26 protein-coding genes, 1 tRNA gene, 1 pseudogene and 1 riboswitch are annotated in these 26,817 nt (G+C 69.7%); of the genes and pseudogenes, 14 read left to right on the forward strand and 14 right to left on the reverse strand.

Going from position 1 to position 26,817, the window contains the following annotated elements; translation table 11 throughout:
- The first annotated feature begins 192 nt into the window (after positions 1 to 192).
- Both AC0VYD_RS20280 and AC0VYD_RS20285 read left to right on the forward strand, forming a co-directional pair.
- Positions 193 to 1,908 carry an AMP-binding protein gene (locus tag AC0VYD_RS20280; RefSeq protein WP_475477043.1) on the forward strand — a complete coding sequence of 572 codons (1,716 nt, stop codon included), beginning with the start codon at positions 193 to 195 and terminating at the stop codon, positions 1,906 to 1,908.
- 206 nt (positions 1,909 to 2,114) lie between these two features.
- On the forward strand, positions 2,115 to 3,176 hold the full coding sequence (locus AC0VYD_RS20285) for a 3-deoxy-7-phosphoheptulonate synthase (protein ID WP_475477044.1): 1,062 nt from the start codon (positions 2,115 to 2,117) through the stop codon (positions 3,174 to 3,176).
- A gap of 60 nt (positions 3,177 to 3,236) precedes the next feature.
- Here AC0VYD_RS20285 and AC0VYD_RS20290 read toward each other — a convergent pair whose 3' ends face one another.
- A complete protein-coding gene (locus AC0VYD_RS20290; protein ID WP_475477045.1) occupies positions 3,237 to 4,127 on the reverse strand; it encodes a penicillin-binding transpeptidase domain-containing protein in 891 nt (296 codons plus the stop codon).
- A gap of 240 nt (positions 4,128 to 4,367) precedes the next feature.
- A riboswitch (glycine riboswitch) is annotated at positions 4,368 to 4,468 on the forward strand.
- A gap of 145 nt (positions 4,469 to 4,613) precedes the next feature.
- Here AC0VYD_RS20290 and gcvT point away from each other — a divergent pair.
- The 9 genes and pseudogenes from gcvT (at position 4,614) to AC0VYD_RS20335 (ending at position 14,215) form a co-directional block, all read left to right on the forward strand.
- Positions 4,614 to 5,729 carry a glycine cleavage system aminomethyltransferase GcvT gene (gene gcvT, locus AC0VYD_RS20295; RefSeq protein ID WP_475477046.1) on the forward strand — a complete coding sequence of 372 codons (1,116 nt, stop codon included), beginning with the start codon at positions 4,614 to 4,616 and terminating at the stop codon, positions 5,727 to 5,729.
- Positions 5,730 to 5,889: 160 nt separating this feature from the next.
- Positions 5,890 to 6,270, forward strand: coding sequence for a glycine cleavage system protein GcvH (gcvH, locus tag AC0VYD_RS20300; protein ID WP_475477047.1), 381 nt, complete (start codon positions 5,890 to 5,892; stop codon positions 6,268 to 6,270).
- Between the two features lies 1 nt (position 6,271).
- A complete protein-coding gene (locus AC0VYD_RS20305; RefSeq protein ID WP_475477048.1) occupies positions 6,272 to 7,540 on the forward strand; it encodes a serine hydroxymethyltransferase in 1,269 nt (422 codons plus the stop codon).
- 83 nt (positions 7,541 to 7,623) lie between these two features.
- Positions 7,624 to 9,036, forward strand: a complete 1,413-nt coding sequence (locus AC0VYD_RS20310) for an L-serine ammonia-lyase (protein ID WP_475477049.1) — start codon at positions 7,624 to 7,626, stop codon at positions 9,034 to 9,036.
- A 272-nt stretch (positions 9,037 to 9,308) separates the two neighbouring features.
- Entirely contained in the window at positions 9,309 to 9,959 is a 651-nt protein-coding gene (locus tag AC0VYD_RS20315; protein ID WP_475477050.1) for a hypothetical protein, read from the forward strand.
- A gap of 10 nt (positions 9,960 to 9,969) precedes the next feature.
- Positions 9,970 to 11,634, forward strand: a complete 1,665-nt coding sequence (locus AC0VYD_RS20320; RefSeq protein ID WP_475477051.1) for an N-6 DNA methylase — start codon at positions 9,970 to 9,972, stop codon at positions 11,632 to 11,634.
- Positions 11,622 to 12,260: a restriction endonuclease subunit S gene (locus AC0VYD_RS20325; protein WP_475477052.1), complete on the forward strand. Its 639-nt coding sequence runs from the start codon at positions 11,622 to 11,624 to the stop codon at positions 12,258 to 12,260. The genes AC0VYD_RS20320 and AC0VYD_RS20325 overlap by 13 nt, the downstream gene beginning before the upstream one ends.
- Before the next feature lie 79 nt (positions 12,261 to 12,339).
- Positions 12,340 to 12,450: pseudogene (locus AC0VYD_RS20330) on the forward strand (L-serine ammonia-lyase, iron-sulfur-dependent, subunit alpha); the annotation flags it as partial.
- Positions 12,451 to 12,943: 493 nt separating this feature from the next.
- On the forward strand, positions 12,944 to 14,215 hold the full coding sequence (locus AC0VYD_RS20335) for a hypothetical protein (protein WP_475477053.1): 1,272 nt from the start codon (positions 12,944 to 12,946) through the stop codon (positions 14,213 to 14,215).
- Positions 14,216 to 14,393: 178 nt separating this feature from the next.
- Here the strand turns inward: AC0VYD_RS20335 and amaP are convergent, their stop codons facing one another.
- The 8 genes from amaP to purU form a co-directional block, all read right to left on the reverse strand.
- Positions 14,394 to 14,984, reverse strand: coding sequence for an alkaline shock response membrane anchor protein AmaP (gene amaP, locus AC0VYD_RS20340; RefSeq protein WP_475477054.1), 591 nt, complete (start codon positions 14,982 to 14,984; stop codon positions 14,394 to 14,396).
- 2 nt (positions 14,985 to 14,986) lie between these two features.
- Entirely contained in the window at positions 14,987 to 15,592 is a 606-nt protein-coding gene (locus AC0VYD_RS20345; protein ID WP_475477055.1) for a DUF6286 domain-containing protein, read from the reverse strand.
- A 1-nt stretch (position 15,593) separates the two neighbouring features.
- Positions 15,594 to 15,965 carry an Asp23/Gls24 family envelope stress response protein gene (locus AC0VYD_RS20350; RefSeq protein WP_475477056.1) on the reverse strand — a complete coding sequence of 124 codons (372 nt, stop codon included), beginning with the start codon at positions 15,963 to 15,965 and terminating at the stop codon, positions 15,594 to 15,596.
- A 14-nt stretch (positions 15,966 to 15,979) separates the two neighbouring features.
- Positions 15,980 to 16,153 (reverse strand): hypothetical protein, encoded by a 174-nt coding sequence (locus AC0VYD_RS20355; RefSeq protein ID WP_017546417.1) that lies wholly within the window; start codon positions 16,151 to 16,153, stop codon positions 15,980 to 15,982.
- Between the two features lie 42 nt (positions 16,154 to 16,195).
- A complete protein-coding gene (locus AC0VYD_RS20360; RefSeq protein ID WP_452544825.1) occupies positions 16,196 to 16,513 on the reverse strand; it encodes an Asp23/Gls24 family envelope stress response protein in 318 nt (105 codons plus the stop codon).
- Positions 16,514 to 16,515: 2 nt separating this feature from the next.
- Positions 16,516 to 16,992 carry an Asp23/Gls24 family envelope stress response protein gene (locus AC0VYD_RS20365; protein WP_473038414.1) on the reverse strand — a complete coding sequence of 159 codons (477 nt, stop codon included), beginning with the start codon at positions 16,990 to 16,992 and terminating at the stop codon, positions 16,516 to 16,518.
- Between the two features lie 39 nt (positions 16,993 to 17,031).
- Entirely contained in the window at positions 17,032 to 17,235 is a 204-nt protein-coding gene (locus AC0VYD_RS20370) for a CsbD family protein (RefSeq protein ID WP_475477057.1), read from the reverse strand.
- Between the two features lie 325 nt (positions 17,236 to 17,560).
- On the reverse strand, positions 17,561 to 18,445 hold the full coding sequence (gene purU / locus AC0VYD_RS20375) for a formyltetrahydrofolate deformylase (protein WP_475477058.1): 885 nt from the start codon (positions 18,443 to 18,445) through the stop codon (positions 17,561 to 17,563).
- A gap of 179 nt (positions 18,446 to 18,624) precedes the next feature.
- On the opposite strand from purU, the gene AC0VYD_RS20380 reads away from it, so the two are divergent.
- On the forward strand, positions 18,625 to 19,848 hold the full coding sequence (locus tag AC0VYD_RS20380; protein WP_475477059.1) for an amino acid deaminase/aldolase: 1,224 nt from the start codon (positions 18,625 to 18,627) through the stop codon (positions 19,846 to 19,848).
- A gap of 77 nt (positions 19,849 to 19,925) precedes the next feature.
- Here the strand turns inward: AC0VYD_RS20380 and AC0VYD_RS20385 are convergent, their stop codons facing one another.
- Together AC0VYD_RS20385 and AC0VYD_RS20390 are read right to left on the reverse strand one after the other, a co-directional pair.
- Positions 19,926 to 20,324, reverse strand: coding sequence for a DUF3618 domain-containing protein (locus tag AC0VYD_RS20385; RefSeq protein ID WP_475477060.1), 399 nt, complete (start codon positions 20,322 to 20,324; stop codon positions 19,926 to 19,928).
- 17 nt (positions 20,325 to 20,341) lie between these two features.
- The gene (locus AC0VYD_RS20390) at positions 20,342 to 21,439 is read right to left on the reverse strand and encodes a CDP-alcohol phosphatidyltransferase family protein (RefSeq protein WP_475477061.1); all 1,098 of its coding nucleotides are present in this window, start codon (positions 21,437 to 21,439) and stop codon (positions 20,342 to 20,344) included.
- 326 nt (positions 21,440 to 21,765) lie between these two features.
- On the opposite strand from AC0VYD_RS20390, the gene bcp reads away from it, so the two are divergent.
- Both bcp and AC0VYD_RS20400 read left to right on the forward strand, forming a co-directional pair.
- The gene (bcp, locus tag AC0VYD_RS20395) at positions 21,766 to 22,248 is read left to right on the forward strand and encodes a thioredoxin-dependent thiol peroxidase (RefSeq protein ID WP_475477062.1); all 483 of its coding nucleotides are present in this window, start codon (positions 21,766 to 21,768) and stop codon (positions 22,246 to 22,248) included.
- Between the two features lie 78 nt (positions 22,249 to 22,326).
- Positions 22,327 to 22,401: transfer RNA gene (locus tag AC0VYD_RS20400), tRNA-Leu, on the forward strand.
- A gap of 115 nt (positions 22,402 to 22,516) precedes the next feature.
- Here AC0VYD_RS20400 and AC0VYD_RS20405 read toward each other — a convergent pair.
- The 3 genes from AC0VYD_RS20405 to AC0VYD_RS20415 all read right to left on the reverse strand — a co-directional run bounded on the left by AC0VYD_RS20405 (position 22,517) and on the right by AC0VYD_RS20415 (position 26,751).
- A complete protein-coding gene (locus AC0VYD_RS20405; RefSeq protein WP_475477063.1) occupies positions 22,517 to 23,776 on the reverse strand; it encodes a serine/threonine-protein kinase in 1,260 nt (419 codons plus the stop codon).
- Positions 23,777 to 24,023: 247 nt separating this feature from the next.
- The gene (locus AC0VYD_RS20410) at positions 24,024 to 25,370 is read right to left on the reverse strand and encodes a M16 family metallopeptidase (protein ID WP_475477064.1); all 1,347 of its coding nucleotides are present in this window, start codon (positions 25,368 to 25,370) and stop codon (positions 24,024 to 24,026) included.
- Positions 25,371 to 25,410: 40 nt separating this feature from the next.
- Positions 25,411 to 26,751, reverse strand: coding sequence for a M16 family metallopeptidase (locus AC0VYD_RS20415; protein ID WP_475480321.1), 1,341 nt, complete (start codon positions 26,749 to 26,751; stop codon positions 25,411 to 25,413).
- Positions 26,752 to 26,817 lie beyond the last annotated feature (66 nt).

The following is a 26,817-nucleotide window of genomic DNA, read 5'->3' on the forward strand; positions in this document are numbered from 1 at the left end:
GCCGGTGCGCGGCGGGCAGGCCCCGGCCGCACCCGGCAGCCCCCCGAAAGCACCGGCGTCGGCGGGGCGATGGGTCGGGGCGGCCCGTTGCGGGTAGAACCGCAGGGGCACACCCCGCCCCATCCGCTCGCACGGCGGTGGGGGCCCGTGGGCGGCGCGCTCGGCGCGCCGTACCCGAAACGGAGGCCTTCGATGTCGAAAGAGATGTCCGAGGGGGCACGGGAGTTCCGCGCCGCGCGGGACCTGCTCCTGCAGCACCGGGAGGACCAGGAGACCGCGTGCCGGGAGTTCGAGTGGCCCAGACCGGAACGGTTCAACTGGGCGCTGGACCACTTCGACCTGGTGGCGGCCACCCGCCCGGACCGGACCGCGCTCTGGCTGGTGGAGGAGGACGGCACCGGGGTCCACCACACCTACCGGCAGATGTCGGAGCGGTCCAACCAGGTGGCGAACTGGCTGATCGGCCAGGGTGTGCGCCCCGGGGACCGGATCATGCTGATGCTCGGCAACCAGGTCGAGCTGTGGGAGACCATGCTCGCCGCGATCAAGCTGGGCGCCGTGGTCACCCCGACCGCGACCAACCTGTCCGAGAGCGACCTGGTGGACCGGCTGGACCGGGGCGACGTCGCGCACGTGGTCTGCTCCCCCGCCGAGACCGAACGGTTCGAGCACCTGGACGGGCACTGGACGCGGATCTGCGTGGGCTACATGGACGGCTGGCTCAGCTATCCGGACTCCGAGCACGCGGGGCTGGACTTCACTCCGCCGCGGCCCACCGGGCCGGACGACCCGCTGCTGCTGTACTTCACCTCCGGCACGGCAGCGCGCCCCAAACTGGTCACCCACACGCAGCGCTCCTACCCCGTCGGCCACCTGTCCACCATGTACTGGCTGGGCCTGCGCCCCGGCGACGTGCACCTGAACGTCTCCGCCCCCGGCTGGGCCAAGCACGCCTACAGCAGCGTGTTCGCGCCGTGGAACGCCGAGGCGACGGTGCTGGTGGTCAACCGGGAGCGGTTCGATCCGGCGGCTCTGCTGGACGCGGTGGTGCGGTGCGGGGCGAGCAGCCTGTGCGCGCCGCCGACGGTCTGGCGAATGCTCCTGCAGGTAGGTCCGGAGGCGTGGGAGGTCGGACTGCGTGAGGCGGTGTCCGCGGGGGAACCGCTCAACCCGGAGATCGTGGACCGGATCCGTGCGGCGTGGGGGATCACGGTACGCGACGGGTTCGGTCAGACCGAGACCACCATGGTCATCGGCAACGGCCCGGGCCAGGAAGTGGTCCCGGGCTCGATGGGACGGCCGCTGCCCGGCTACGGCATCGTCCTGATCGACCAGGAGACCGAGGAGCGTTCGGACTCGGGGCAGATCTGCGTGGACCTGGCCAACGAACCCGTGGGGGCGATGCGAGGGTACTCCGACGACCCCGAGGGCACCCGGGAGGCGACCCGGCGCGGCATGTACCGCACCGGCGACATCGCCACCCGGGATTCGCGCGGTTACATTACCTATATCGGCCGGTCCGACGATGTGTTCAAGGCCTCGGATTACCGCATCTCACCATTTGAGCTGGAAAGTGTTCTGGTCGAGCACGAATACGTGGCCGAGGCCGCGGTCGTCCCCTCCCCGGATCCGCTGCGGCTGTCGGTCGCCAAGGCCTACGTGGCCCCGGCCGAGGGCGTGCCGCCCGACGCCGAGACCGCCCGCGCCGTCCTGGAGTACGCGCGCGGACGGCTGTCCCCGTACAAAAGGGTGCGCCGCCTGGAGTTCACCGAACTTCCCAAGACCTCCTCGGGTAAGATCCGACGGGTGCAGCTGCGCCGGGCCGAGGCCGAACGCGGCACGGTCACCGACGGCACGCGCAACCCGCGCGAGTTCTGGGAGGAGGACCTCCCGGAGCCGGGGGACTGAGCCACCGCCCTCCGCAGTGCCTTCGGAGGAATGGCCACCGCGCATTTTTGTCTCAATCAATGAGACACCTTCTTCGGAAATGCCCTGGTGTGGCCTTTCCCATCCTCAGCCCGCCGTCGAAATGCCGACGCGGACGCACCGGCCGTGTGCGACCGCGCTACGGTTTTGTTGCGAGACGACCAACCCGACGGGACCTAGGGGAGACGATGACGAGCACCAACGACACACGGGTGGCGAGTTACAAGCCACTCATCGCCCCCCGGGACCTGCTCGCGGAACTGCCGATGAGCACCCAGAGCACGGAGCTCGTGGAGAGTTCGCGCACCGAGGTCAAGCGCGTACTGGACGGTACGGACGACCGCCTCCTGGTCGTCGTCGGCCCCTGCTCGGTGCACGACACGGAGTCGGCCCTGGACTACGCCCGCCGGCTCAAGGAGCTGGTGCCCTCGGTCAGCGACGAACTGTGCGTGGTCATGCGGGTCTACTTCGAGAAGCCCCGCACCACGGTGGGCTGGAAGGGCCTGATCAACGACCCCGGCCTGGACGACACCTACGACGTGCACCGCGGCCTGCGCACCGCCCGCAAGCTGCTGCTGGACATCAACGCCATCGGACTGCCCGCGGGCACCGAGTTCCTGGACCCGATCACCCCGCAGTACATCGCCGACGTGGTGTCCTGGGGCGCGATCGGCGCCCGCACCACCGAGAGCCAGGTGCACCGCCAGCTCAGCAGCGGCCTGAGCACCCCGGTCGGTTTCAAGAACGGCACCGACGGTGACGTACAGGTCGCCGTGGACGCCGTGGGCGCCGCGGCCGCCTCGCACACCTTCTTCGGTGTGGACCCCGCGGGAGCGGGTTCGGTCGTGGTCACCGACGGCAACCCGGACTGCCACGTCATCCTGCGCGGCGGCCGCAGCGGCCCCAACCACGACGCCGCTTCGGTCGGTTCGGCCCTGGGCGTCATCGAGGGCGCCGGTCTGCCGCGACGCCTGATGATCGACGCCAGCCACGCCAACAGCGGCAAGGACCACGTCCGCCAGGCGGCCGTGGCCCGGGAGATCGCCGCCCAGGTCGCCGAGGGCGAGAGGGGCGTCGTCGGTGTGATGCTGGAGAGCTTCATCGAGGAGGGCGCGCAGAAGCTCGGCGACCCGGCCGAACTCACCTACGGCCAGTCCATCACGGACAAGTGCATGAGCTGGGAGACCACCGGGGGCGTGCTGGAGAACCTCGCCGAGGCCGTGCGCCAGCGCCGCAAGAACGCCGTCTGACCGTTCCGGGGTCCGGCGCGATCCGCCGGATCCCGGACAGAGCGGACCACGGGGGCGGGGCTACCGCGCGGGGAGAGCCTCCAGCGCCACCAGGAGCTCACGGCCCAACGGTTCGCTCAGGACGGCGTCGCCCGCGTCCTCGAGCTCCAGCCGGAGCGCGAACGTGTGCAGGTCGTCCCCGCGTTCGACCCAGCCGACCCACCAGCCCGGCACGGATTCGACCTCCGCGCCCAGACCGGTCCGACCGAAGAGCTGGTGGTCCGGGCCCTCCTCGATCATCAGCAGTTCGCGCATCGCGTGCTGGTGGCCGACGTCCACGGGCAGCGCGGCACGGGCCAGTTCGGCGATGAAGGTGGCCTGCTCCAGCGCGGAGACCTCCAGCGGACCCTCCAGCCAGAAACGGTCCATCCTGTCCTCTTCGCCGACCTGCCGGTTGCCGTAGTCGAACCGGTCCACCCAGGCGGTCATCTGCTCGTGCCCGATCCGGTCGGCGATCTCCCGGTGGACCGGCACGTCGGAGGAGGGCAGGGACTCGCGCAGGCTCATCTCCTCCCCCTCCTCGGGGGAGACGACCTCGTCGATGTCGGCCACCTCGCCGGTCTGGAGGGCGATGAGCGTGTTCGGCAGCTTGAAGGTGGACGCGGGCACGGCCCGCTCCCGGGCGCCCTCCGGGTTCACCACGACCGCGGACCGGTCCTCGGCGTCGAAGAGCACGAACGTCCCGTCCACCCCGGCCTCGGCGAAGACCGCTTCGAGGTCGGCGCGCTCCACGGTCTCCACGTCGCCCAGCGCGACGGGTTCACCGGCACGCCCCTCGACCCGTTCGGCGGTCTGGCCGTCCCCACCGCAGGCGGACGCGGCCAGGCTGAGGGCACAGCCCGCCGCGCCGGCGGCGAGCCGGGCCCGGGGCCGCCCGGACCTGCCGGGAACGTGTTCGGTGTCGGTACGCACTCGTCTCCTCCACAGGGTGTCCGAAGGAACGTCCCCACCAAGCTAGGGCATGCCCGACGGCCGCGTACCCCGCTTCGCGAGACCCCGAACGGGCCGCCCCGGTCGAACCGTTCCCGAAGCCCGCCGGCGGACCGCCGCCCCACCGTGCCGCCCCCGCTGCCGGTCCGCCCGGCTGTGGGGCCGAACCGGTCGGTCAGTCTTGGGCGCCCTGTGACGCCGCTGCTAGGCTGAACGTGTTGCTGACCCCGTACGGGAGAGAGTCCGCGTATCCAGCGTGGGCCGCCGAAGGAGCAATCCTCCCCGATGACAACCTCTCAGGCACAGCGGACCGTACGGGCGAGACCACTCTGGAAAGCAGGGACCTGCTCCCTCGCCGAAGGTGCAAACCACGCCGAGCGCGCGGTGAAGCTCTCAGGCACCCATGACAGAGGGGGAGGATGGCAACGCCTTACGCACGACACGACGCCCATCCTCTCGGGAGTGCCCATGTCAGAGCCCACGCCCGCGCCACGTCTCACGGCGCTGCACAAGACCCACGAAGAGGCCGGGGCCACACTCGTCGACTTCGCCGGGTGGCTGATGCCGCTCCGCTACTCCAGCGAGACCGTCGAGCACAACGCCGTCCGTGAGGCCGCCGGACTGTTCGACCTCTCCCACATGGGCGAGATCCGGCTGACCGGACCGCAGGCCGCCGAGGCCCTCGACTACGCCCTGGTGGGTTTCCTCTCCAGGGTCAAGGTGGGGCGCGCCCGCTACACCATGATCACCGCCGAGGACGGCGGCGTCCTGGACGACCTCATCGTCTACCGGCTCGGCGAGCAGGAGTACCTGGTCGTGGCGAACGCGGCCAACGTGCCCGTCGTCGCCTCCGCCCTGGCCGAGCGCGCCTCGGGCTTCGACGTCGAGGTCGCGGACGAGTCCGCCGCCTATTCGCTCATCGCGGTCCAGGGCCCGCGCGCCGTGGAGATCCTCGCCCCGCTCACCGACGCGAACCTCGACGAGATCCGCTACTACGCCGGGTACGAGCACACCGTGGCCGGTGTCCCGGTCCTGCTCGCCCGCACCGGCTACACCGGCGAGGACGGCTTCGAGATCTTCGTCAAGCCCGCTGACCGGGCGCCCGAGGTCTGGGCCGCGCTGACGGCCCAGGGCTCCGAGCACGGGTTGGTCCCGGCCGGGCTCTCCTCCCGGGACACCCTCCGGATGGAGGCCGGGATGCCGCTCTACGGCCAGGAACTCACCTCCGAACTCACCCCCTTCGACGCCGGGCTCGGCCGTGTGGTCAAGTTCGACAAACCGGGCGACTTCGTCGGCCGCGCAGCACTGGAGGAGGCCTCGCGTACCGCACGGGAGCGCCGCCTGATCGGGCTCGCCGCCCGCGGCCGCCGCCCGCTGCGCAAGGGCCAGGACGTGCTGCGCGACGGGACCGTCGTCGGAGTCACCAGCAGCGGCGCCCCCTCCCCCACCCTGGGACGCCCCATCGCCATGGCCTACGTGGACGGCGACCTCGACACCTCGACCGGCACGTTCACCGTGGACGTGCGCGGGCGGGGCGAGGAAGTCGACGTGGTCGAGCTGCCGTTCTACAAGCGGCAGTCGTAGGAAGCGGGGGTCCGGCGAGGGCCCCCGAGAGCCTGCACGCACCGCACGGCTGGATCCCCACGAGGGACCGGCACGGTCGGGGCGTGGCCGGGCGTAGGCCGGGCCGGGTCGCCGTACGGGCGCACGGCAGACAAATGGAACACCTCCAAGGAGAGTTGAAGTGAGCGTTCCCACGGAGCTGGGTTACACCGCCAAACACGAGTGGATCGTGGTCGAGGACGGGATCGCCACAGTCGGGATCACCTCGTTCGCCGCCGAGTCGCTGGGCGACATCGTCTACGTCGAGGCCCCCGAGGTCGGCACCGAGGTCACCGCGGGTGAACCCGCGGGCGAGGTGGAGTCCACCAAGTCCGTCAGCGACGTCTACTCGCCCGTGAGCGGAGAGGTCGTGGAGGTCAACGAGGCCCTCGAGGACGCCCCCGAGACGATCAACTCCGCCCCCTTCGAGGGCGGCTGGCTGTTCAGGGTGCGGATCTCCGAGGAGCCCGCGAACCTTCTCTCCGCTGAGGAGTACACCAAGCTGACCGAAGGCGAGAACTAGCATGACCAGCGACAACCTGCTCAACCAGAGCCTGAGCGAGCTGGACCCCGAGGTGTCGGCCGCGGTCGACGCCGAGCTGGGCCGCCAGCGCGACACCCTTGAGATGATCGCCTCGGAGAACTTCGCCCCCCAGGCGGTACTGGAGGCCCAGGGCACCGTCCTCACCAACAAGTACGCGGAGGGCTACCCCGGCCGCCGCTACTACGGGGGGTGCGAGCACGTCGACGTGGTCGAGCAGCTCGCGATCGACCGCGCCAAGGACCTGTTCGGCGCCGAGCACGCCAACGTACAGCCGCACTCCGGCGCCCAGGCCAACACCGCCGTGTACTTCGCGCTGCTCAAGCCGGGCGACACCATCCTGGGCCTGGACCTGGCCCACGGCGGCCACCTGACCCACGGCATGCGGATCAACTACTCCGGCAAGATCCTCAACGCCGTGGCCTACCACGTGCGCGACGAGGACGGCACCGTCGACTACGACGAGGTCGCGGCGCTGGCCAAGGAGCACCAGCCGAAGATGATCGTCGCGGGTTGGTCCGCCTACCCGCGCCAGCTCGACTTCGCGAGGTTCCGCCAGATCGCCGACGAGACCGGCGCGCTGCTCATGGTGGACATGGCGCACTTCGCCGGTCTGGTCGCGGCCGGGCTGCACCCCAACCCGGTGCCGTTCGCCGACGTGGTCACCACCACGACGCACAAGACCCTCGGCGGTCCGCGCGGCGGCATGATCCTGGCCAAGGCCGAGCTGGGCAAGAAGATCAACTCCGCGGTCTTCCCCGGCATGCAGGGCGGCCCGCTGGAACACGTGATCGCGGCCAAGGCGGTCTCGTTCAAGGTCGCGGCGAGCGAGGAGTTCGCCGAGCGCCAGCGCCGCACGGTGGCCGGCGCCCGGATCCTCGCCGAGCGGCTCACCCAGCCGGACGCGGCCGAGGCCGGGGTCAAGGTCCTGACCGGCGGCACCGACGTCCACCTGGTCCTGGTCGATCTGGTGGACTCCCAGCTCAACGGACAGGAGGCCGAGGACCGGCTGCACTCGGTCGGCATCACGGTCAACCGCAACGCGGTCCCCAACGACCCGCGGCCGCCGATGGTGACCTCGGGGCTGCGGATCGGCACCCCGGCCCTGGCCACACGCGGCTTCGACGAGGGTGACTTCACCGAGGTCGCCGACGTCATCGCCGAAGCGCTCAAGCCGGAGTTCGACGAGGCCGCCCTGCGCGACCGGGTCAGCGCCCTGGCCGCCAAGCGCCCGCTCTACCCGAACCTGTAGCAGTACCCAGCCGTGTGGGTCGCCAACGGCCCACACGGCGCCGCCCCCACGGCCCGACCCCTGTGCTCAACGAGGAGGACAGCATGGCCATCAGCGTCTTCGACCTGTTCAAGGTCGGTATCGGACCGTCCAGTTCACACACCGTCGGCCCGATGAAGGCGGCCCGGACCTTCGTGTCCGGTCTCCGTTCGGAGGGAGTCGTGGGGCGTGTCCACCACCTGCGCGTGGAACTCTACGGTTCCCTCGCACTCACCGGTAAGGGGCACGGCAGCGACACGGCCGTGGTCCTGGGACTGATGGGGCACACCCCCGAAGGGGTGGACGTGGACGCGGTCCCGGACCTGATGGAGGGGGTCCGCTCGGAGCGGACCCTGTACCTGGGCGGTCCCGACGGTCCCCCGGTGGCGTTCGACCCCTCCGTCGACGTGGACTTCCGCCGTAAGGAGAGCCTGCCCGACCACCCGAACGGGATGCGGTTCGTGGCACTGGACTCCTACGGGGCCGAGGTCGCCGCCAAGGTGTACTACTCGGTGGGCGGCGGTTTCGTCGTGGACGAGCGGGCCGCGGGCGCGGACCGGATCAAGGCCGACGACACCGTGGTCCCGTACCCCTTCGACAGCGCCGAGGAACTGCTGCGCCTGTGCGAGCGGACGGACATGTCGATCAGCGCCCTGATGCTCGCCAACGAGCAGGCGTTCGGCCGCACCCCGGACGAGATCCGCTCCGAACTGCTGGAGATCTGGACGGCGATGCGCCAGTGCGTGCGCCGCGGGGTCATGACCGAGGGCAGCCTCCCCGGCGGTCTGAAGGTGCCCCGCCGGGCGCACCGCCTGTACCGGCAGCTGGGCGGCAACTGCGACGAGCACGGCCTGCTCGCCCCCACCCACGTGGATCCGGACCCGATGCGCGGCAGTGACTGGATCACGCTGTACGCCCTGGCGGTCAACGAGGAGAACGCCGCGGGCGGGCGCGTGGTGACGGCCCCGACCAACGGCGCGGCGGGGATCGTTCCCGCGGTGCTGCACTACTACCTGCACTTCAGTCCGGGCGCGGGTGACGAGGGCGCGGTCCGGTTCCTGCTGACCGCCGCGGCCATCGGCATCCTGTTCAAGCAGAACGCGTCCATCTCCGGCGCCGAGGTGGGCTGCCAGGGAGAGGTGGGTTCGGCCTCCTCGATGGCCGCCGCCGGCCTGGCCGAGGTGCTGGGCGGGTCCCCCGCACAGGTGGAGAACGCGGCGGAGATCGCCATGGAGCACAACCTGGGCCTGACCTGCGACCCGATCGGCGGTCTGGTCCAGATCCCGTGCATCGAACGCAACGCGCTCGCCTCCGTCAAGGCGATCAGTGCCACCCGGATGGCCCTGCGCGGCGACGGCAGCCACTTCGTGAGCCTGGACAAGGTCATCAAGACGATGCGCGACACCGGCCGCGACATGATGGACAAGTACAAGGAGACGAGCCGCGGCGGCCTCGCCGTCAACGTCATCGAGTGCTGAGGGCCCAGATCAGAGCTTGTTAACAAAGGCGCGCACTGGAGTGCGCTTGAACAGTGCGGCCGTCGTGTGTACCGTTGTTCTTGAAAGACGGTGCACCCGGCCGCGTGCGCGATGAGCCGGTCGTCGGGGTCTGGAAGTGCCACCCCGGAAAAAGCCGTGCCCCGGGCGGCGTGCTGAGCAGAGGCGAACCCGGGGCTTACACAGCCAACGATACCAAACGCCCTCGCCCCCTGTCCTCTCGCGCCCTCAGCCGAGATAGAACGAAGGTCATCGTGAGCACCGGCATCCCGGAATGGATGGTCTGCGCCTACTCTTCTCCCCGCCTCGCGCCCTACCTCCGGCACAGCGGGGGCGACGCGGTTCGCGCCGTGAATTTGTACCACTGGAACGTCATGGTCTCCGCGGCCTTCTACGGTCCGCTCCACACGTTCGAACTGGCTCTGCGCAACTCCCTCCACAACCACCTGAGCACGCACTTCGGGCAGGAGGACTGGTGGAACGGGGCACCGCTGGACAACGAGGGCCAGCGTCTCGTCCGCCAAGCGCGAGCCCGCTGCCACCGTTCGGCCACGCCGGACGACATCGTCACCGAACTGTCCCTGGGTTTCTGGTCTTCACTGGTCGCTCGCAGGTACGACCGCGACCTCTGGGTCCCCGCCCTCCACCGGGCGTTCCCCGGTTACCGGGGGCCGCGCCGCACCCTCCAGGACCAGCTCTACTCCCTGCGGCTGCTGCGCAACCGCATCATGCACCACGAGCCGATCCACCACCGCCACCTGGAGGCGGACCACGCCAAGCTCTACCTCGTGCTCTCGTACGTCAGCCCCGAGGCCGCCTCCGGCATCAAGCCCTTCGACCGCGTTCCCGAGGTGCTCTTGGTCAAGGACCAGGTGTGCCGGGGCGAACTCCGGCCCAGCTTCTGAGGAGGCCACTGTGAGCAAGAACAGGCCGACCTTGGTGTCACGCGCGCAGCTCGCCCGATACGCCGAGGTCAGTCGGGCGGCGGTCACCAACTGGCGCAAGCGCGGACCCGGCTTCCCCGAACCAGCGGATACCGAACGGGAGCTGTTCGACCTCGACCAGGTCATCGGTTGGCTGTCCTCGCGTGCCGTACCCGCCAACGCCCGTCATCCGCACGAGCCCGTAGGGACCACCTACGCGGACCGTGTCCGCGCCGCAGTGGCGGCCTGCGCCCCGGGAGCGACGTCAGCGCCCAAGCACCGATCCCCGGTCGACACGGACGGCATCGACGGCACCGTCTTCCGTTTGCTGGACGACCTTCGGGGTTTGTGCGCACCAACCGAGTCCGCTCTGCTCATCGCAGTACTCGTCTTCCTCCGTTCCTCACATACCGACCAGTGGGGCCTTCTACGGGAACGGACCGGTCACGGCACCGTTGACGGGTCCGTGTTCGCGGCCGACTTCTGCGACCACCTTCCCCCTTTCGTCCCCGGTTCTCTCCAAGGGCTGGGACCTGACGCCTTCACCACGGCGGTTCGCGGAGTCGACACGATCGACACCCAAGGCCAGGAGCAGGACATCCTGTTGGCTGGCTTCAACAGCGCTCTCTCCTTCCTGGAAAGAGACTGGCTCTCCCGCCACTCGGATCTGCGCACCCCGGAGTCAGTGGTGCGCATGATGGTGGCCCTCCTCACGTCCGGCAATCCTTTCGACAGTGTCTATGACCCTTTCTGCCGGACGGGCGAGTTCCTGACCGAGGCCGTACGAGCACAAAAGGAAACCGACCCGACGCGGATCCCCCGTGTCAGCGGTACCACTTTCAACGAGTTGGCCTTCGGTATCGCCGGTATGAACATGCTGCTGCACGGCATCGAGGCCGAGTTCGGCCACCGTCCCGGATTTCCCTGGGACCGCGACGCCGCACACGGCACCGCAGATCTCGTCCTAGCAAATCCGCCGTTCAACCTGAGCAGCCCCCCCGGAGACTCCACCCGCGAGAGCTTCCGCTACGGAGAACCACCGAAGGAGAACGCGAACTTCCGCTGGCTCCAGCACGTGATCGACCGACTTTCTGCGAACGGTAGGGCGGGCGTGGTGATGGCCAACGGCGCATCAAGCTCGGCCAACGCCAGAGAGGTCGCGATCAGGGAGAACATGGTCGAGGACGGTGCCGTGGAGTGTCTCATCACCCTCCCCGGCCAGCTCTTCCAGCACACCGCCATCCCCGTGACCCTGTGGATACTGAAAGCTCCGACAGGTAGGTGCGAGGAGATCCTCTTCATCGACGCCAGCGGACTCGGCCGTATGACGTCGCGTACGATCCGAACTCTCCGGGAGGAGGACATCGCACTCGTCCAACACGCTTACAACGGATGGCGTAACGGGGAGCGAGATGACTCCGGGAGTGAAGCATCGAGTATCAGCTACGTCGCGACAATTAATAAAATACGCGACAAAAAGTACTCGCTTAGGCCATCGATCTATGTGACCGGACGTGCACCGCAGACGAGCCAGGCAGAGCAAGCGGAGGTGCTGACGTCACTCATCCGACGCCTGGACTCTCTGGAGGCACAGATTCCCTACGTCGATGCCAGAAGCAGTCAGGCGCTCCAGGAGGCACGGAAGTGGATTCGCTGATCGGCCCGCTACCCGACGCTTGGAGAGAACATCGGCTGGACGAGGTCTGCGAGATCCAGGCAGGCCCCTCCGGTGCGAGCCTGCCCTCCCGGGAGTTCGGCAAGCAGGGAACCCCGCTGGTCAGACCCGGTGACATTGCCGACCGGCGAGTGTCGGACACCGGTCTGGCCCACATCACCCGCACGACGGCTGGACGACTGCACCGCTACCGGCTCCGCTCGGGCGATATCGTCGGCACCCGAACCGGAACACTCGGCAAATTCGCCCGGGTCACCTCGGATCAACAGGACTGGCTGTACAGCACCCAACTGCTTCGTGTGCGTCCGTCCGAACGTATGGACCCCGTGTACCTGGTGCACTATCTGGCCCTGCCCACCGTCCAGCGCTGGATCGACAGACACGCCTCTGGAAGCACGGTCAGGTCGCTCACGATGGCCACACTGCGATCGCTCCCTACAGCGCTACCTCCCCTGCACGTTCAGCAGGAGATCGGTGCGTCCCTCGAAGCCCTAGACAACAAGGCTCACCTGCACGCCGAAATCAGCCGAACCACGAGCGAACTGCACGATGCTCTGGCCCCCATGCTGTTCTCCGGTCGAGCACACGCTTCGACAACCAACACATGAGACCCGGTCCCCGCAGGAGTAGACCCCGGTCGAGGATTTCCCGTCCTCTCCGAGGCAGTACGGCGGCATGTGGTTAACCGTTGCACTGGACAAGGCCATCAAGACGATGCGCGACACCGGCCGCGACATGATGGACAAGTACAAGGAGACGAGCCGCGGCGGCCTCGCCGTCAACGTCATCGAGTGCTGAGGGGGCGCCCCTGTCCGGTCCTCCCACCGGGGCCCGTCGGCCGAATCGGTGCTTCCGGGCAGGAATGCTCGAAGGACATTCGGGGTTGTACCGGACGCACGGCCAGTGACCGGGCTTGAGCCTCCCACCCGCTCGCCCATGCTGGTCGTCACCCCGGGTCTGGTGGCTTGAGCCCAGCTCGCCACCAGACTCGCCCCTTTTCCGCACCGACCTACCGGGGCGACGTGTTCGGCGCGGGTTGGAACAGCACGCTGACCTCGTCTGGGAAGGCGTCTATCCGAAACACACGGTCGCCGTGGCACCGGAGATCCGCTCCGTCTGCGGACATGTGGCGCAGGGGCCCGTGGAAACGGCTGAGGGGGTCGGCCCGGGAGAGAACGAAGGACACCTGAGCGACGCGGCCCACACGCCCCTGACCACATCCGGCCACCAGACGCGAACCGGGCAGGAACACCCAGGGGACCCGTTTCCGGCTGTGGTAGAACAAGCTTCCGTGAACCCCATTCTCTCCGTCCCCACACCGCGCCTGTTGGTGCCCCTTGCCGCCCTGGTGCTGGCGGCCACCGGCTGCGGCCTCGTCGGCGCTTCGTCAGGTGAAGAGGAGTCCACGGCCGCCTCGGCCGACGCGCCCGCCGACGAAAACGCCCCCCGGGAAGAGGGCGCCGAGGAGGAACCCCAGGAAACGCCCTCCCTGGCCGACCCCGGCATCCTCACCGCGAACTGCGACGCGTCCGAGGGCTGGGTCGAGTACACCCTCTACTCCTCCGACAACGCCGACGAACTCCTCCACGTCGGATTCGACATCATGGGCAGCGACCGCGGCGAATCCGAGGACCTCTCCCACGGCCGCATGGTGGACGCGGGCATCGTACTGGGCTCCTCCTGCCACGAGAACCAGCGGCCGCCGCTGTTCCCCGAGCGCAACCTCGTCATGGCCACCTTCACCGAGGAGGTGAACGGCAACGAGGTCAAGGGATTCGGGGTACTGTCCGCGGACGGCATGTTCACGGCGCTCACCCCCGAGCAGGAGGTCGACGACTTCGGCACCCCGATCGACTACGTCCACCCGGTGGCCGACCCGGAGCGCGACCGGATCGTCTTCGTGCAGGACGAGGGCGGGAGCGAGCACACCATCCACGCCATGGACCTGGAGAGCGGCGAGATCACCGACCTCGGTGCCACGTGCGCCAGTACGCGGTGCGAGCAGCTCACGGTCGTGCCGGGGATCGACGGCGCCGTGCTCTACGGGAACTACTTCAACAGCATGGCGGTGGTCCTGGACGGTGCGGGTCTGGTCGGGAGCCTCGATAACCGCGCCCTGCTCTACTTCGACATCAGTGACCAGGTCGGTGCCGACGTGGTCGACCTGACCCGAGACACCATCTATCCGGACCGCTCCCCCGAGGTCCCCGTGGACAAGCGGTCCGGCTTCCAGGCCCTCGACGACGGCACCCTGCTCTTCGCCGACGACGAACTGAGCGTCATCGAGTTCACCGCGGACACCCCCGAGACCTACGAGGCGGAGAACGAGGGCGTCCTCCACCACGAGTTGGAGCCGCTGCCCACCGAGCGGACCCTGATCCCCGAGAGCACCCGGTCCAACTCCGACCCCGTGCTGTCCCCCGACGGCTCCGAGGTCCTCTTCCGCTCCGAGCCACAGACCGGGGACGTTGACTGGTACAGGGTTCCCACGGACGGGTCCAGCGAACCGGAGGAGTTCCCCGGGCTGCCCGCAGACGTCCACAAGGTCCTCGCCTGGAGGTAGAACAACAAGAAAAGGCAGGAATGTCCGATCGTGCTCCCGGGTTGCACCGAGGGCACGGCCGGAGTCCGGGCTCGAGCCTCCCACCCGCTCGCCCGTACCGGCCGTCACCCCGGGTCTGGTGGCTTGAGCCCAGCTCGCCACCAGACTCGCCCCCTCCCGGCAGAGGGCTCCTGATCCCTCAGGCCAGACTGCGCCTGGGGTTCTTGGCGGGGGCGGTCATCGACATCCGGATGACCGCGGGCACCTGGTCCAGTCCGAGGGAGCCGCGCAGGTTGGCGAGCGCCTCCGAACGCACCCTCTTCCAGACGTGCGCCACGTCCGCGTCGTCCTCAAGGGTGAGCGCCAGGCGCAGGTGCGGTTCGTCACTGGACTCGGTCAGCCGCGCCCGGGCCCTGCGGACCCCGGGGTAGTCGGCGACCTCCTGTTCCAGGGCCCCGCGGGCCACGCTCTCGGACATCTCCACGTTGCCCGCGTCGTCGCGCTCCAGGAAGAGACGGCCCACCGTGTCGTTCATGCCCTGCACCATCAACCACCGCAGGGCGAGGAAACCCGCCACGAAGGCGACAGCCACCACCGCGTACGGAACCCACTGCTGCGCGAGCAGCTCGTTGAGGCGATCGCCGACCAGCGGTGCGGACGCCAGGTCGCCGCCGAGGAGCCCCTGCCCCACCGCCAGTGCGGCCAGGCCCGCCGCCAGAAGCACCGACCCCACGATGACCAGGCCCAGGCGGTTTCCCCGGGCCGACCTCCGACTCCTGTCGCGCGCCATCGTCAACCCTCCGCGTATCGAACGTGCGTGGCGATCCGCATGCTGCGCAGCGGGGCCAGCTCCTCCAGTCGGCGCTCCACCGCCGAGGTCACCTCGCCGGGCAGTTCGCGCGAATCGCGCATGCCAGTACGTACGTGGACCTTCAACCTGTTGCCGCGCACCGCCACCTGGACCCCGTCGACACCGCTCACGCCCTGGGCCGCGGCGGACACCGCGCGGCGCAGCGCGGGCCGGGTCAGACCGACGACCAGCGCCGGGTCGTCGGTGCGCAGGGCGGTCCACCGGCCCCGTCCGGGCGCCAGCGCCACCACGATCAGAGCCAGCCCGATCAGGGCCAGGACCGCCGAGGCGATCTGCACGGACGGTTCCGACCAGGTGGTGGTCTCCGCGTAGTCGGTCGCCGCACCGACGGGGATCAGCCGCAGCGGGTTCCCCGCGAGGGCGGCGATGACCTCGGCCGCGGCGACCACGGCGACCACGAGGATCACGAGGCCGGTGAGCACCGCCGGCCAGGACCTGCGCGGACGGAACGTGTGCACGGCGACCCGCCTTGCGCGGCGGTCCGTCCCCTGGCTCGGACGACCGAGCACCTCTTCCACGGTGGTCATGTCAGCGCACCAACTCCGCGATCTCGATGTCGATGTGGTGGACCTGTTTTCCGGTGATCCACTCGATCCGGCCCTTGACGTGTTCCCGTACCGCTCGGGCGACCTGGAGCGCCGGCCGCGGGTAGCTCACCTCGATACGCAACCGCAGGAGGACCACCTCCCCGCTGACCCGGGCGCGAGCCGCCCTCGAACGTGCGGCCCGCGCCCCGGAGACCTCGCCGACAGCCGTGGCCGCCGCCTTCTCGATGACGTCCCCGGGTATGTCCGTGCGGCCTCCGGGGTCCCGGGGGCGGACGTGCCTGCCGCCCTCCCGGTCCCCCGCGGGCGCGGCATCCCGCTGGCGGGGGACCGTGTCGCTTCGAACCCCGACCACGACCTCACCCCCGTCTACGCCGAACGCCGTGTGAACATCTCGGCGAGATCGATCTCGCCCTCCATCGCCCGGCCCGCGACGAACCCGACGAGGCCGAGGACCAGGACCAGCGCGAAGGCGGGGAACCCGCCGAACGCCGCCGCGAGCCCGAGCACCGTCCCGTAGGACAGTCCAACGATGGGCCACATGGCTACCCCCTCTAATCAGCACGCCCTGTTTGTAGGTCTTGTTCAGCTGGCCGCGCGTGTACCGTCGCCGAGACCGGCGACCACGTCCTCCACCGAGATGTGGACGGCGCGGCCGCCGGCCAGCGGGGCCAGGCCCCGTCGGATCTCCGCCGAGATCTCCGGCAGCGGCCGCCCGTAGCGGACCACCACGCCGATCTCGACGTGGCCGTCGCGTACCGCCACCCCCCGGATCCGGCCCCCCGGCACAGCGGTGCTCAGGGTGCCGAAGGAACCGGAGGACAGTTCGACCACGTCGGGAAAGCCCGCGGTCGACTCCGCGATGGCGCGTGCGGTCTCACCCGGTGTGTCGCCGCCGGCCACGACTAACGGACCCTGGGCTCGGAGTCGCCGTCGTCGGCGTCCTCGTCGTCCCCGGGCAGGTGGATGTCGTCCACCTTGATGTTGATCTCGGTGACTTCGAGGCCCGTCATCCGCTCGACCGCGGACGTGACGTTGCGGCGCACGGCGGCGGCGAGGTCCTGGATGGCGGCGCCGTACTCGACGACGAGGTCGATGTCGACGGCGGCCTGCCGCTCCCCGACCTCGACGGCGACGCCCTGCGCCACCGAACCGGAGGAGCTGCCCCGGCTCACGGCGTCACGTACCGCACCGACCATGCGTGCGGTCCCGCCGCCCATGGCGTAGACGCCGCCGATCTCCCGAGCCGCCATACCGGAAATCTTGGCGACGACGCCGTCGGCGATGTGGGTGCTTCCCTGGTCGTTCCTGCCGGCGGCCTCGCGCTTGCCGCCGGACTCACGGGCGCTCGGCACCGCGGATTCGGTCTTGATGTCCGACACTGGTCCCCCTACGCAGTGTGCAAACCGTCCTGGACGCGTCTACTTCTTCTTGAAGACGCCCTTGATCTTGTCCTCGGCCTGGTCCTTGAACTCCTCGGCCTTGTCCTTGGCCTTGTCCACGGCGTCCTTGGCCCCGGACTTGGCCTGGTCGGCCTTTCCCTCGAACTCGGTGCCGCGGTCTCCGGCAGCCTTGCCGACGGCTTCCTTGCCCTTGCCCACGGCGTCATCGAAATGCTTGCCCATTTGTGCCCCCTACTCAGAGCCGCTTCGACTCAGGGTTATGGACCGAAACCCGGAGCCACCCCGGGACGGGGTAACCGAAGAGGTTTCGACCTCATCACACCATATACGCACTCTATGTAGCCAACAAGGCACTGCATGCGACGAATTGCTGGTGGGAGGGGTCATGGCCTTACCAGACCTGCCCCAAAACCACACCCGGAACCCCGACTGGGCAAGAAAAAACCAGGGGCGCCCGTAGGTACCCCTGGCCGTCCGAAAATCAAGTTGTCCCGGCCGCGTCGCCGACCCGAGGGCCGACCGCACCAGCCGCGCGGCGGCGCACCGCCTAGCCGAAGATGACCGTCTTGTCCCCGTTGAGCAGCACCCGACGCTGGGCGTGCCAGTTCACCGCGCGCGCCAGTGCCACCGACTCCAGGTCACGGCCGATGGCGGTGAGCTGGTCAGGGCTGTGCGTGTGGTCGACCCGGGAGACCTCCTGCTCGATGATCGGACCCTCGTCCAGATCGGCCGTGACGTAGTGGGCGGTGGCACCGATCAGTTTCACGCCGCGCGAGTGCGCCTGGTGGTAGGGGCGGGCACCCTTGAAGCTCGGCAGGAAGGAGTGATGGATGTTGATGATGCGCCCGGACATCTTGGTGCACAGCTGCTCGGAGAGCACCTGCATGTAGCGGGCCAGCACCACCAGGTCGACGTCGTAGGAGTCGACGAGCTCCAGGATCCGCTCCTCCTGGACCCCCTTGGTATCCGGGGTGACCGGCAGGTGGTGGAAGTCCACACCGTAGGAGTCGGCGAGGAACTCCAGGTCGGGGTGGTTGGAGACCACCGCGGCGATGTCGATGTCGAGTAGGCCGCTGCGCTGGCGGTAGAGGAGGTCGTTGAGGCAGTGCCCGAACCTGGAGACCATCACGATCATGCGCGGACGCACGTCCGAGGCCTGCAGGGTCCACTCGACGAACGACTCTCCGGGGCCGCCGAAGTCCCCGGCCAGTGCGGCGAAGGCGCCGCGCAGAACGTCCTCGCCGACCACCCCGGAGCGCCCGGACTCGGCCACGAACTGCATCCGCAGGAAGAAGCGTCCGGTGAAGTGGTCGCCGTACTGCTGGCTCTCGGTGATGTTGCACCCGTGGTCGGCCAACAGGTTGGCCACGGCCGCCACGATGCCCCGACTGTCGGGGCAGGAAAGGGTCAGGACGTACTCGCGTTCGCTCATGTGTGGCACCACTCCCGGGGTCGACCGGCCGATCAGCCGTGACGCCCCAGGATATCGAGCGTCCGGAGCCCCGGGGACGCCCCGGGGCGTCCCGTGTCACCTGCGGTTTCCACAGAAGCCGCAAAATCGGTCCCTTTAGGGAATATGAAAGACATTCATGTTCTGGCATCCTCGAAGGCATGACTAGCCTGCGTGAGAAGTACGAGGCCGCGACGCGCGAAATCCAGGCCCCCTTCGCCATGGTCGACCTGGCCGCCTTCCGCGCCAACGCGGCCGACCTCACCCGCCGCGCCCACGGCCGCCCCGTCCGCGTCGCCAGCAAATCCGTGCGCTCCCGGGAGCTGCTGCGCACGGTGCTGGCGATGCCCGGCTACGCGGGGATCATGGCCTTCACCCTGCCCGAGGCCCTCTGGCTGGCCACCGGGGACCGGGAACCGCTCAGCGACGACATCCTCGTCGCCTACCCCACCGCGGACCGCCCCGCCCTCGCCGAACTCGTCCGCGATCCCGTCGCAGCGCGCACCATCACCCTGATGGTCGACTCCCCCGCCCACCTCGAACTCATCAGCGCGGCCGTGGCCGAGGCCGGGCGAGGGCCGCACGCCCCGCCCGTCCGGGTGTGCCTGGACATCGACACCAGCTGGCAGCCCCTGGGCCCGGGTACCCGGATCGGCTCCTACCGCTCCCCCGTCCGCACCCCGGCCCAGGCCGCCTCCCTGGCCCGCGCCGTCGTACACCGGCCAGAGCTGGAGCTGGACGGGATCATGGCCTACGAGGGCCAGATCGCCGGGGTGGGCGACGCTCCCCCCGGCAGGCCGCTCTACGGGCGGCTGCTGCGCGGCGTCCAGCGCCGCTCAGCCCTGGAACTGGCCAAGCGCCGGGCCGCGATCACCCGCGCCGTCCGCGAGGTCGCCGACCTGCGCTTCGTCAACGGAGGCGGCACCGGAAGCCTGCACACCACCGGACGCGAGCGGGCCGTGACCGAACTGGCCGCCGGCTCCGGGCTCTACCAGCCACACCTGTTCGACCACTACAGCTCCTTCCGCGGCCGCCCCGCAGCCCTGTTCGCGCTGCCCGTGGTCCGCCGCCCCGCACCCGACGTGGCCACCGTCCTGGGCGGCGGCTATCCGGCCTCCGGCCCCGTCGACGCGCACCGCCCGCCGGTCCCCCACCTGCCCGAGGGCCTGGCCTACAGCGCCAACGAGGGCGCGGGCGAAGTCCAGACACCGCTGATCGGCGAGGCCGCACGGGGACTGTCCGTCGGGGACCGGGTGTGGATGCGCCACGCCAAGGCCGGGGAGCTGTGCGAACGCTTCGACACCCTGCACCTGGTCGACTCCGACACCGGGACCTATGAGGGGTCCGTCCCCACCTACCGGGGCGAGGGCCGGACCTTCCTCTGAGCCCGCACCCTCCACCCATGGGACGGGGCCCGCGCGACGTACGCGCGGGCCCCGTCCCGTCAGGGCTGTGCCTGCGGCTACTTCCGCTTGCGGCGGACCGCCCAGGCGACGACGCCGACCGCGAGGACCGTCCCGACACCGGCCGCGAGGATCATCGCCTCGGGGGGCAACTGGCCGCGTGACTGGTAGGTCGTGACCACCTTGTCATCGCCCTTGAGGACGATGCTGCCCTCCTCGGGCTCCACCGGGTGGCTCTCCACCCGCACCGCGCCGCCGCCGAGGACGAGCGCCCGGGCCTCGTCGAAGATCCGGGTACCCCGGTCCTTGGCCTTCGTGAACTGGCGCCGGGCGATGTTCGCCGGGCGGGCCTGTTCGCCGAGCTCGCTCAGGGTCTCGGCAAGCTGCCGCTGCTCACGGTCGATCTCGGCCTGGACCTCGGCTGCGGTCTGGCGCGGTTCGGTGTCGCTTCCCGTCATAGGGGTGCCTTTCTGCCCTAGGGCACGGTTGTCTGAGAGCCCGTGTCCGAGCCGGTGTCCCGGCCCTGCTCCTCCGCGCCGTCGGACGGACCAGAGAATCTCAGCGCGCCGTCGATTCCGTCGACCACACGGAAGAAGTCCCGTGTGGACAACCACAGTTTATAGATGATGGCGATCTCGAAGGCGAGCAGCAAAACGCCCGCAAAGGCCGTGATCCACCCGATTACCGGCGGACCGAAGAGGGCCGCGGCGACGGGGGAGAGCACGAAGACCGCCAGCTGGAACTCGATCCCGCCCACCAGGTGGGTGCGCACCCGCCGGTTGTTGAGGGACCCCCAGAACCGCTGGTACCAGGGGAAACGCGTCCGGAACTCCTGGTGCAGGTCGACCTTGGGCAGTGTCAGGTCCGGCTGCTTGCCCGCGGTGCGCTGGTTGCGGGCCTCCCGCTCGTTCTGGCTGCGCAGGATCTGCTCCAACACACCGATGCCGTGTCGCAGCACCGCCTGCTCGCCGCCGTCGCTCATCGTCCGGCCGCCGCGACCGGTCGCGCGGCCGGTGGCGTCGCCCTCGGGTTCGAGCATGGACAGGGTCGCGCGCGCCCGCTCCAGTGCGGCCGCCAGGTGCGAGCGCATCTCACGGCGCACCTTGTACACCTGGAGCGCGTTCAGATAACGCAGCATGTCCAGGAAGACCACGGCCAGCGCCAGCCAGAGGAACGCCACGTGCCCGGTCTCCCGGTACTGGCCTCCCATGAGGGCGACCACGCACACCAGGACCCGGAAGCGGTCCGAGACGTAGTCCATCCAGGAACCGAACAGCGACTCCGAACCGGTGAGCCGGGCGAGCTTGCCGTCCGTACAGTCCACGAGGAAGCACAGGTAGTACAGCGCGGCACCGATGAGGAGCAGCTGCCAGTAACCGAACGCGAAGCACACGGCGGCGCCCAGGCCCAGGAAGAGGGCGGCCACGGTCAGTTGGTTGGGGGTGATCGGTGTCCGGTTCGCGATCTGACGCACGATCCGGACCGCGAACGGGTCTACGAGGTAGACCGTCAGCCAGGAGTCTCGTTCCTTGAGCGTACGAGCCCTGACCTCGTCGAGTGTGAATCCAGGCATCGTGGCGAACTACTCCCAAAGCGAAGCGGATGTGTCCCGGTCGGTGGCCGCCGGACACACCGTCGGGCCCCGGGCGACCCGCGCACGCTACGCCATGACCCAGAGGACGGCCAACCTATAGCACATGGTCAACAATAGGCGATCGGACTCCTGGTCACTCCCAAAGCGGATGAACCGAACCGCAATCGCAACCGAAGAGCCCTGTCCACGGCCACCAGCACCGACGAAGCGGCCAGGCACTCCCGGGGCGCGCATCTCGTAATGTGAGGCGTGAACGACCCGGTCCGGCGCGCCGGACCGCCAGAGGCAGAACAGGAAGACACCACGTGAGCGAAACCATCCGTCTGGAGCCCGGCGACCAGGCACCCGACTTCACCCTCAGCGACGCCGACGGCCAGCCCGTCTCCCTGAGCAAGGTCCTGGCCGACACCGGCAGCAGCGTCGTCCTGTACTTCTACCCGGCCGCCATGACGCCCGGGTGCACCACCCAGGCCTGCGACTTCCGGGACAACCTCACCGAGTTCGCGGACGCCGGGTTCACCGTACTGGGCGTCTCCCCGGACGAGCCCGAGAAGCTGGCCCGGTTCCGGGAGAAGGAGAGCCTGACCTTCACCCTGCTCGGCGACCCCGAGAAGGAGACCCTGCGCGCCTACGGCGCCTTCGGTGAGAAGAAGAACTACGGCCGCGTCGTCCAGGGCGTCATCCGCTCCACGGTCGTCGTGGGCGCTGACGGCAGGGTCGAGAAGGCCTTCTACAACGTGAAGGCGACCGGCCACGTCGACCGGATCAAGAGGGAACTGGGCGTCTGACCCGGTGCGCCGGTCGTCCGCCCGAGCACGGGGCCGGACGACCGGTCCCCTCTCCGATCCCGGTAGAGTGGCCCCGTCGGGGCCGTAGTCCAACTGGCAGGAGACGGCAGCTTTAGGTGCTGTACAGTGCGGGTTCGAATCCCGCCGGCCCCACTCACGAACCTCGGGCGGCGCCCTCGGCCCGAGGCCCCGTCCCAGACGCCGACCCACGCGGCCGGCGGGGCGAGGCCCGGCCGCGCCCCGGCAAGCCGACGGTCCGCGCCGTGGGCTACAGGCCGAACAGGGCCCACATGACCAGCGCCAGCAGCGCGACCACGCCCAGGCCGACACCGGCCGCCACCGTCAGGTGGCTCCGCTCCGAGTGCTTTCCCGACTTGGTCAGGCCCAGCGTCTCCGTGGACTCACGGATGGACAGCATGATCGAGTTCATCGCCTCCGGGCTGTGCCGCAGCCGGTCACTGATGGACTCGGCCAGCACGTGGGCACCGGCGCGGAAGTGCTCCCTCGCCGTCTCCGGCTCCTCGTGATCACTGTCCTCCCCGGCCTCCGTGTCCCCGCCCCCGGCGGCGGCCCCCTCCTCGGAGGTGCTCCCGTCGCGCTTCGGGGACCAGGGTGCCAGGGCCGCGATCCTCAGCATCTTGGCGGCGTTCTCCGCGGTGAGCCGTTCACCGGGCTCGACCCTGAGCATCCCGGCCAGCACCGGGGCGAGCGGGCCCGCGTTCGCGGCCTCCTTGGGTTCGTCCAGCTGTTCCTGGCGCAGGATCTTGATGTAGCCCTTGCGGTCGTAGGGCGGGTAGCCCTCGACCGCCGCGTACAGGGTGGCGCCCAGCGACCACAGGTCGGACTCCGGGCCGACCGGTCCGGCCTTGGCCCGCTCCGGCGGAATGTAGGCGGGCGAACCGATGATGCGGCCGGACGCGCTCAGGGCGGACTCACCGTTCCAGGCGGCCAGCCCGAAGTCGGTCAGCACCACCCGTCCGTCCTCACTGATCATCACGTTGTCCGGCTTGACGTCGCGGTGGACGATGCCCTCACCGTGCGCGACCTTGAGCGCGTCGATCAGTTGGAGCCCGATCTCGGCCACCCGCTGGTAGGGCAGCGGACCGCCCACCTGGATGATCTCCTCCAGGGTGGAGGCCTCCAGCAACTCCATGACGATCCACGGCCGCTCGTCCTCGTCGACGACGTCCAGGACGGTGACGAGGCTGGGGTGGGTGAGCCGTCCGGCGACACGTGCCTCACGGGTGGTGCGCTGGACGAGCGACTCGCGCTCGGAACGGCTCAGCTCCGAGGGCAGCCGGAGCTCCTTGACCGCGACCTCACGTTTGATGACCAGGTCGGTGGCGCGCCAGACCGTTCCGACACCGCCGCGGGCGATCTCGGAGGTCAGCTGGTAGCGGCCCTTCAGCAGCCGGCCATCGGCCTCCGACTCAGCCACGGAGGACTCTGGACGCGCGGGGTCGAGCGACGTCTGTGGCCGCTGCGTGTGAGGGTTGTCTAGGGAGGACACGGTTATCCACGGGTCCATTCACCGGCCATGGTGGCCTCCTGCGGAGCATTGCGGTCGCTGTCACCACGTAGGTGCACGGATCACTCGTTATACCAGCACGGCGCGGAGGCCGGGCCACTGGTTGCCGGATGGCTGACACATAGGTTCGGTTTCGTTATGTCCGAGGAAAGGCCGCACATGCCATGACGAGGGTCTCCCTTGCCAATTCTTGACCTCGGCCGGGTTTCGTGCACGTGCGCCGGCGCGTGCACGAAACCCCCGGACATCAGCTCCAGAGGGACTCCGGAGTCCGCACCTCGACCGGGCCCACCCCGGTCTCGGTGAGCGGACCGCGCAGGCTCCCGGCGTCACCGACCACCACCACGACGGCTTCCTCCGGGCGGAGGTACTCCACGGCGGCGCTGTTCATGTCCTCGGCGGTGAGCTTCTCGTACCCGGCACGGGTGCGGTCCACGTGGTCGTCGGGCAGGTCGTGCACCACCATGTCGACGAGCGCCCCGGCCATGCTCCGAGCGGTCGAGTAGCTGACCGGCAGCCCCACGGTGTTGGATTCGCGGACCGTGGACAGTTCGTCCTCGGTGACGCCCCCGGCGCGCAGCTTGTTCATCTGCTCCAGGGAGGAGGTGACCGAGTGGGCCGTGGTGCCGGCCTCGACCTGGGTGGACATGAAGAACACCCCGCTGTCGCGGCGCAGGTCGAAACGGCTCCCGGCACCGTAGGTGTAGCCCAGGCGCTCGCGCAGCTCCATGTTGAGGCGGGAGGTGAACATCCCGCCGAGGACCTCGCTGATGCCCTCGGCGCGCGGCAGGTCCACCTGCGAACGCGAGGGGGCGCGGTGCGCGATGACCAGGGCCGACTGGACCGACCCGGGGCGGTCCACGACGAGTACGCGGGGCAGTTCACCGGGCGGCGGCGCGGGCTCGGTGAGCGCGCGCTCCGGCGCGGGCGCGGCGTCGCCGAAGACGGTCCTGCCCAGCTGCTCCAGGTCGACGCCGGCCAGGTCGCCGACGACCACGAGGGTTCCGGCGACCGAGGCGATCGAGTCGGCGTGGAAGCGGGCGACCGTCTCGGGGGTGACGTCGGCCAGTTTGACCGGTCCCCCGGCCAGGGGCGTGGCGTAGCGTCCGGTGAACAGCTGACCGCCCAGGCTGCGCATGGCCAGGGTGGAGGCAGAGGAGGCGTCCAACCAGAAGCGTTCCAGGAGCTGGTCGCGGCGGCGCACGATGTCGTCGGCCTTCAGGGCCGGTCGGCGCACGGCGTCGGCGAACAGGCGGACGGCCTCGCCGAGGCGGTTCGTGGGCGCGTCCAGGCCGGTGATGAAACCGTCCCAGCTCACGCGTGAGATCCACTCCGCGCCGTGGCGCTCCATCGCCGGGGCCAGCGAGCTCTGGCCGTCGGGTCCGTCCTCGAGGACCTCACTGGTGAGGGCGCTGACACCCATGGCTTCGAGGGGCTCGACGGCACCGCCGAAGGGGTGCACGAGGCGGAGCGAGGCCAACTGCTGGCCGGGCACGTCGATGGCGACGACCGTGCCGCCTCCGACGCTGATCCGCTGGGGTTTGGGAAAGGTGTAGGAGGCGGGGGCGCCGAGGTCCGGGCGGGTCTGCTGCATGCTCTGCGGCTCTTTCTGCGGCTTGACGGGAACGGAGCGGTTACGCCGGCGCGTCGGCCGCGGCGTCGGCCCCGGCTTGCGCGCTGATCGTCTCGGCGGCGGTCTCGGGCTCGGGGTCGAAGCGGACGACGAGCATGTTGTCGTCGACGAGCAGGCGCTCGGCCGCGGCACGGACCTCCTCGGAGGTGACGTCCGCCCAGCGCCGGGGCCAGGTGTAGGCGAGCTCGGGGTCGCCGAGCAGCTGGGTGCAGTTGCCGATGGCGTCGGCCAGCCCGGAGGGGCTGGCGAGGGAGTGCAGGTGCTCGCGTTCCAGGACCGCGCGGGCCCGGTCGAGTTCGGCGTCGGTGACCCCCTCCGCGAGTTTGGCGACCTCCTCGCGGATGGCCTGTTCCAGGAGGTCCCCGTCCACGCCCTCGCGGGCGAGCATGTTCACCAGCAGCAGGCTGTCGGTGTAGCGGAACGGCAGGAGGTCGGCGGAGCCGCCGCCGTCGTCGGCGGCGATGGGCCGGTCCACGACCAGCGAGCGGTACAGGCGGCTGCCCTGGCCCTGGCCGAGGACCGCGGCGGCCAGCTGGGCGACGTCGTGCCCGCGCTCTCCGTAGGCGGGGACGCGGAAGCCGATGAACACCCCGGCCGCCGGAACCGTCTCGGTGACGGAGTCGCGCACCGGGCCGCCCAGCGCGGCGTGCAGCGCGGGGTCGGGGGTGTCGGGGACGAGGTCGCGGGCGGGGATGCCGCCGAAGTACTTCTCCACCCGGGCGAGGACGTCCTCGGGCTCCAGGTCGCTGACGACGGTCAGGACGCAGTTGTCCGGGCCGTAGTGCGCCTTGTGGAAGGACTTGACGTAGTCCAGGTCGGCGGCGTCCAGGTCGGCCATGGAGCCGATCGTGGGGTGGTGGCAGGGGTGGCCCTCGGGGTAGGCCAGGCGCAGGATGCGCTCCAGGGCCGTGCCGTAGGGCTGGTTGTCGTAACGCTGGCGGCGCTCGTTCTTGACGACGTCGCGCTGGTTGTCCAGGACCTCCTGGGTCATGCCCTCGCGCAGGGTGGCCAGGCGGTCCGCCTCCAGCCACAGGATGGTGTCCAGGGCGTGCGTGGGGACCGTCTCGAAGTAGTTGGTCCGGTCGGTCGAGGTGGAGGCGTTGATGTCTCCGCCCAGCCGCTCGACCACGTCGAAGTGCTCGCCCTTGGTGACGTTGCCGCTGCCCTGGAACATCAGATGCTCGAACAGGTGCGCGAACCCGGTGCGACCGGGCACCTCGTGGCGGGAACCGACCCCGTACCAGAGGTTGACCGAGGCGACCTGGCCGGTGGAGGCCGGAGCCGTCACCAGACGCAGTCCGTTGTCCAGTGTGTACTGATCGACCCGTCCCGCCGTTCCCATGGTGGTCACCAGCGCATGCACCCCATCAAGTTCCGTTGACTGCTTGACCGGTTACGAGCCTATGGC

This window comes from Nocardiopsis sp. iso_40 (assembly GCF_056173285.1).

What these genes read in the sequence shown, in the direction of transcription:
- AC0VYD_RS20280 (WP_475477043.1), top strand. Translation starts at nt 193, where the DNA reads ATGTCGAAAGAGATGTCCGAGGGGGCACGGGAGTTCCGCGCCGCGCGG.
- AC0VYD_RS20285 (WP_475477044.1), top strand. Translation starts at nt 2,115, where the DNA reads ATGACGAGCACCAACGACACACGGGTGGCGAGTTACAAGCCACTCATC.
- gcvT (WP_475477046.1), top strand. Translation starts at nt 4,614, where the DNA reads ATGTCAGAGCCCACGCCCGCGCCACGTCTCACGGCGCTGCACAAGACC.
- AC0VYD_RS20305 (WP_475477048.1), top strand. Translation starts at nt 6,272, where the DNA reads ATGACCAGCGACAACCTGCTCAACCAGAGCCTGAGCGAGCTGGACCCC.
- AC0VYD_RS20310 (WP_475477049.1), top strand. Translation starts at nt 7,624, where the DNA reads ATGGCCATCAGCGTCTTCGACCTGTTCAAGGTCGGTATCGGACCGTCC.
- amaP (WP_475477054.1), bottom strand. Translation starts at nt 14,984, where the DNA reads ATGGCGCGCGACAGGAGTCGGAGGTCGGCCCGGGGAAACCGCCTGGGC.
- AC0VYD_RS20345 (WP_475477055.1), bottom strand. Translation starts at nt 15,592, where the DNA reads ATGACCACCGTGGAAGAGGTGCTCGGTCGTCCGAGCCAGGGGACGGAC.
- AC0VYD_RS20355 (WP_017546417.1), bottom strand. Translation starts at nt 16,153, where the DNA reads ATGTGGCCCATCGTTGGACTGTCCTACGGGACGGTGCTCGGGCTCGCG.
- AC0VYD_RS20370 (WP_475477057.1), bottom strand. Translation starts at nt 17,235, where the DNA reads ATGGGCAAGCATTTCGATGACGCCGTGGGCAAGGGCAAGGAAGCCGTC.
- purU (WP_475477058.1), bottom strand. Translation starts at nt 18,445, where the DNA reads ATGAGCGAACGCGAGTACGTCCTGACCCTTTCCTGCCCCGACAGTCGG.
- AC0VYD_RS20380 (WP_475477059.1), top strand. Translation starts at nt 18,625, where the DNA reads ATGACTAGCCTGCGTGAGAAGTACGAGGCCGCGACGCGCGAAATCCAG.
- AC0VYD_RS20385 (WP_475477060.1), bottom strand. Translation starts at nt 20,324, where the DNA reads ATGACGGGAAGCGACACCGAACCGCGCCAGACCGCAGCCGAGGTCCAG.
- AC0VYD_RS20390 (WP_475477061.1), bottom strand. Translation starts at nt 21,439, where the DNA reads ATGCCTGGATTCACACTCGACGAGGTCAGGGCTCGTACGCTCAAGGAA.
- AC0VYD_RS20405 (WP_475477063.1), bottom strand. Translation starts at nt 23,776, where the DNA reads ATGGACCCGTGGATAACCGTGTCCTCCCTAGACAACCCTCACACGCAG.
- AC0VYD_RS20410 (WP_475477064.1), bottom strand. Translation starts at nt 25,370, where the DNA reads ATGCAGCAGACCCGCCCGGACCTCGGCGCCCCCGCCTCCTACACCTTT.
- AC0VYD_RS20415 (WP_475480321.1), bottom strand. Translation starts at nt 26,751, where the DNA reads ATGGGAACGGCGGGACGGGTCGATCAGTACACACTGGACAACGGACTG.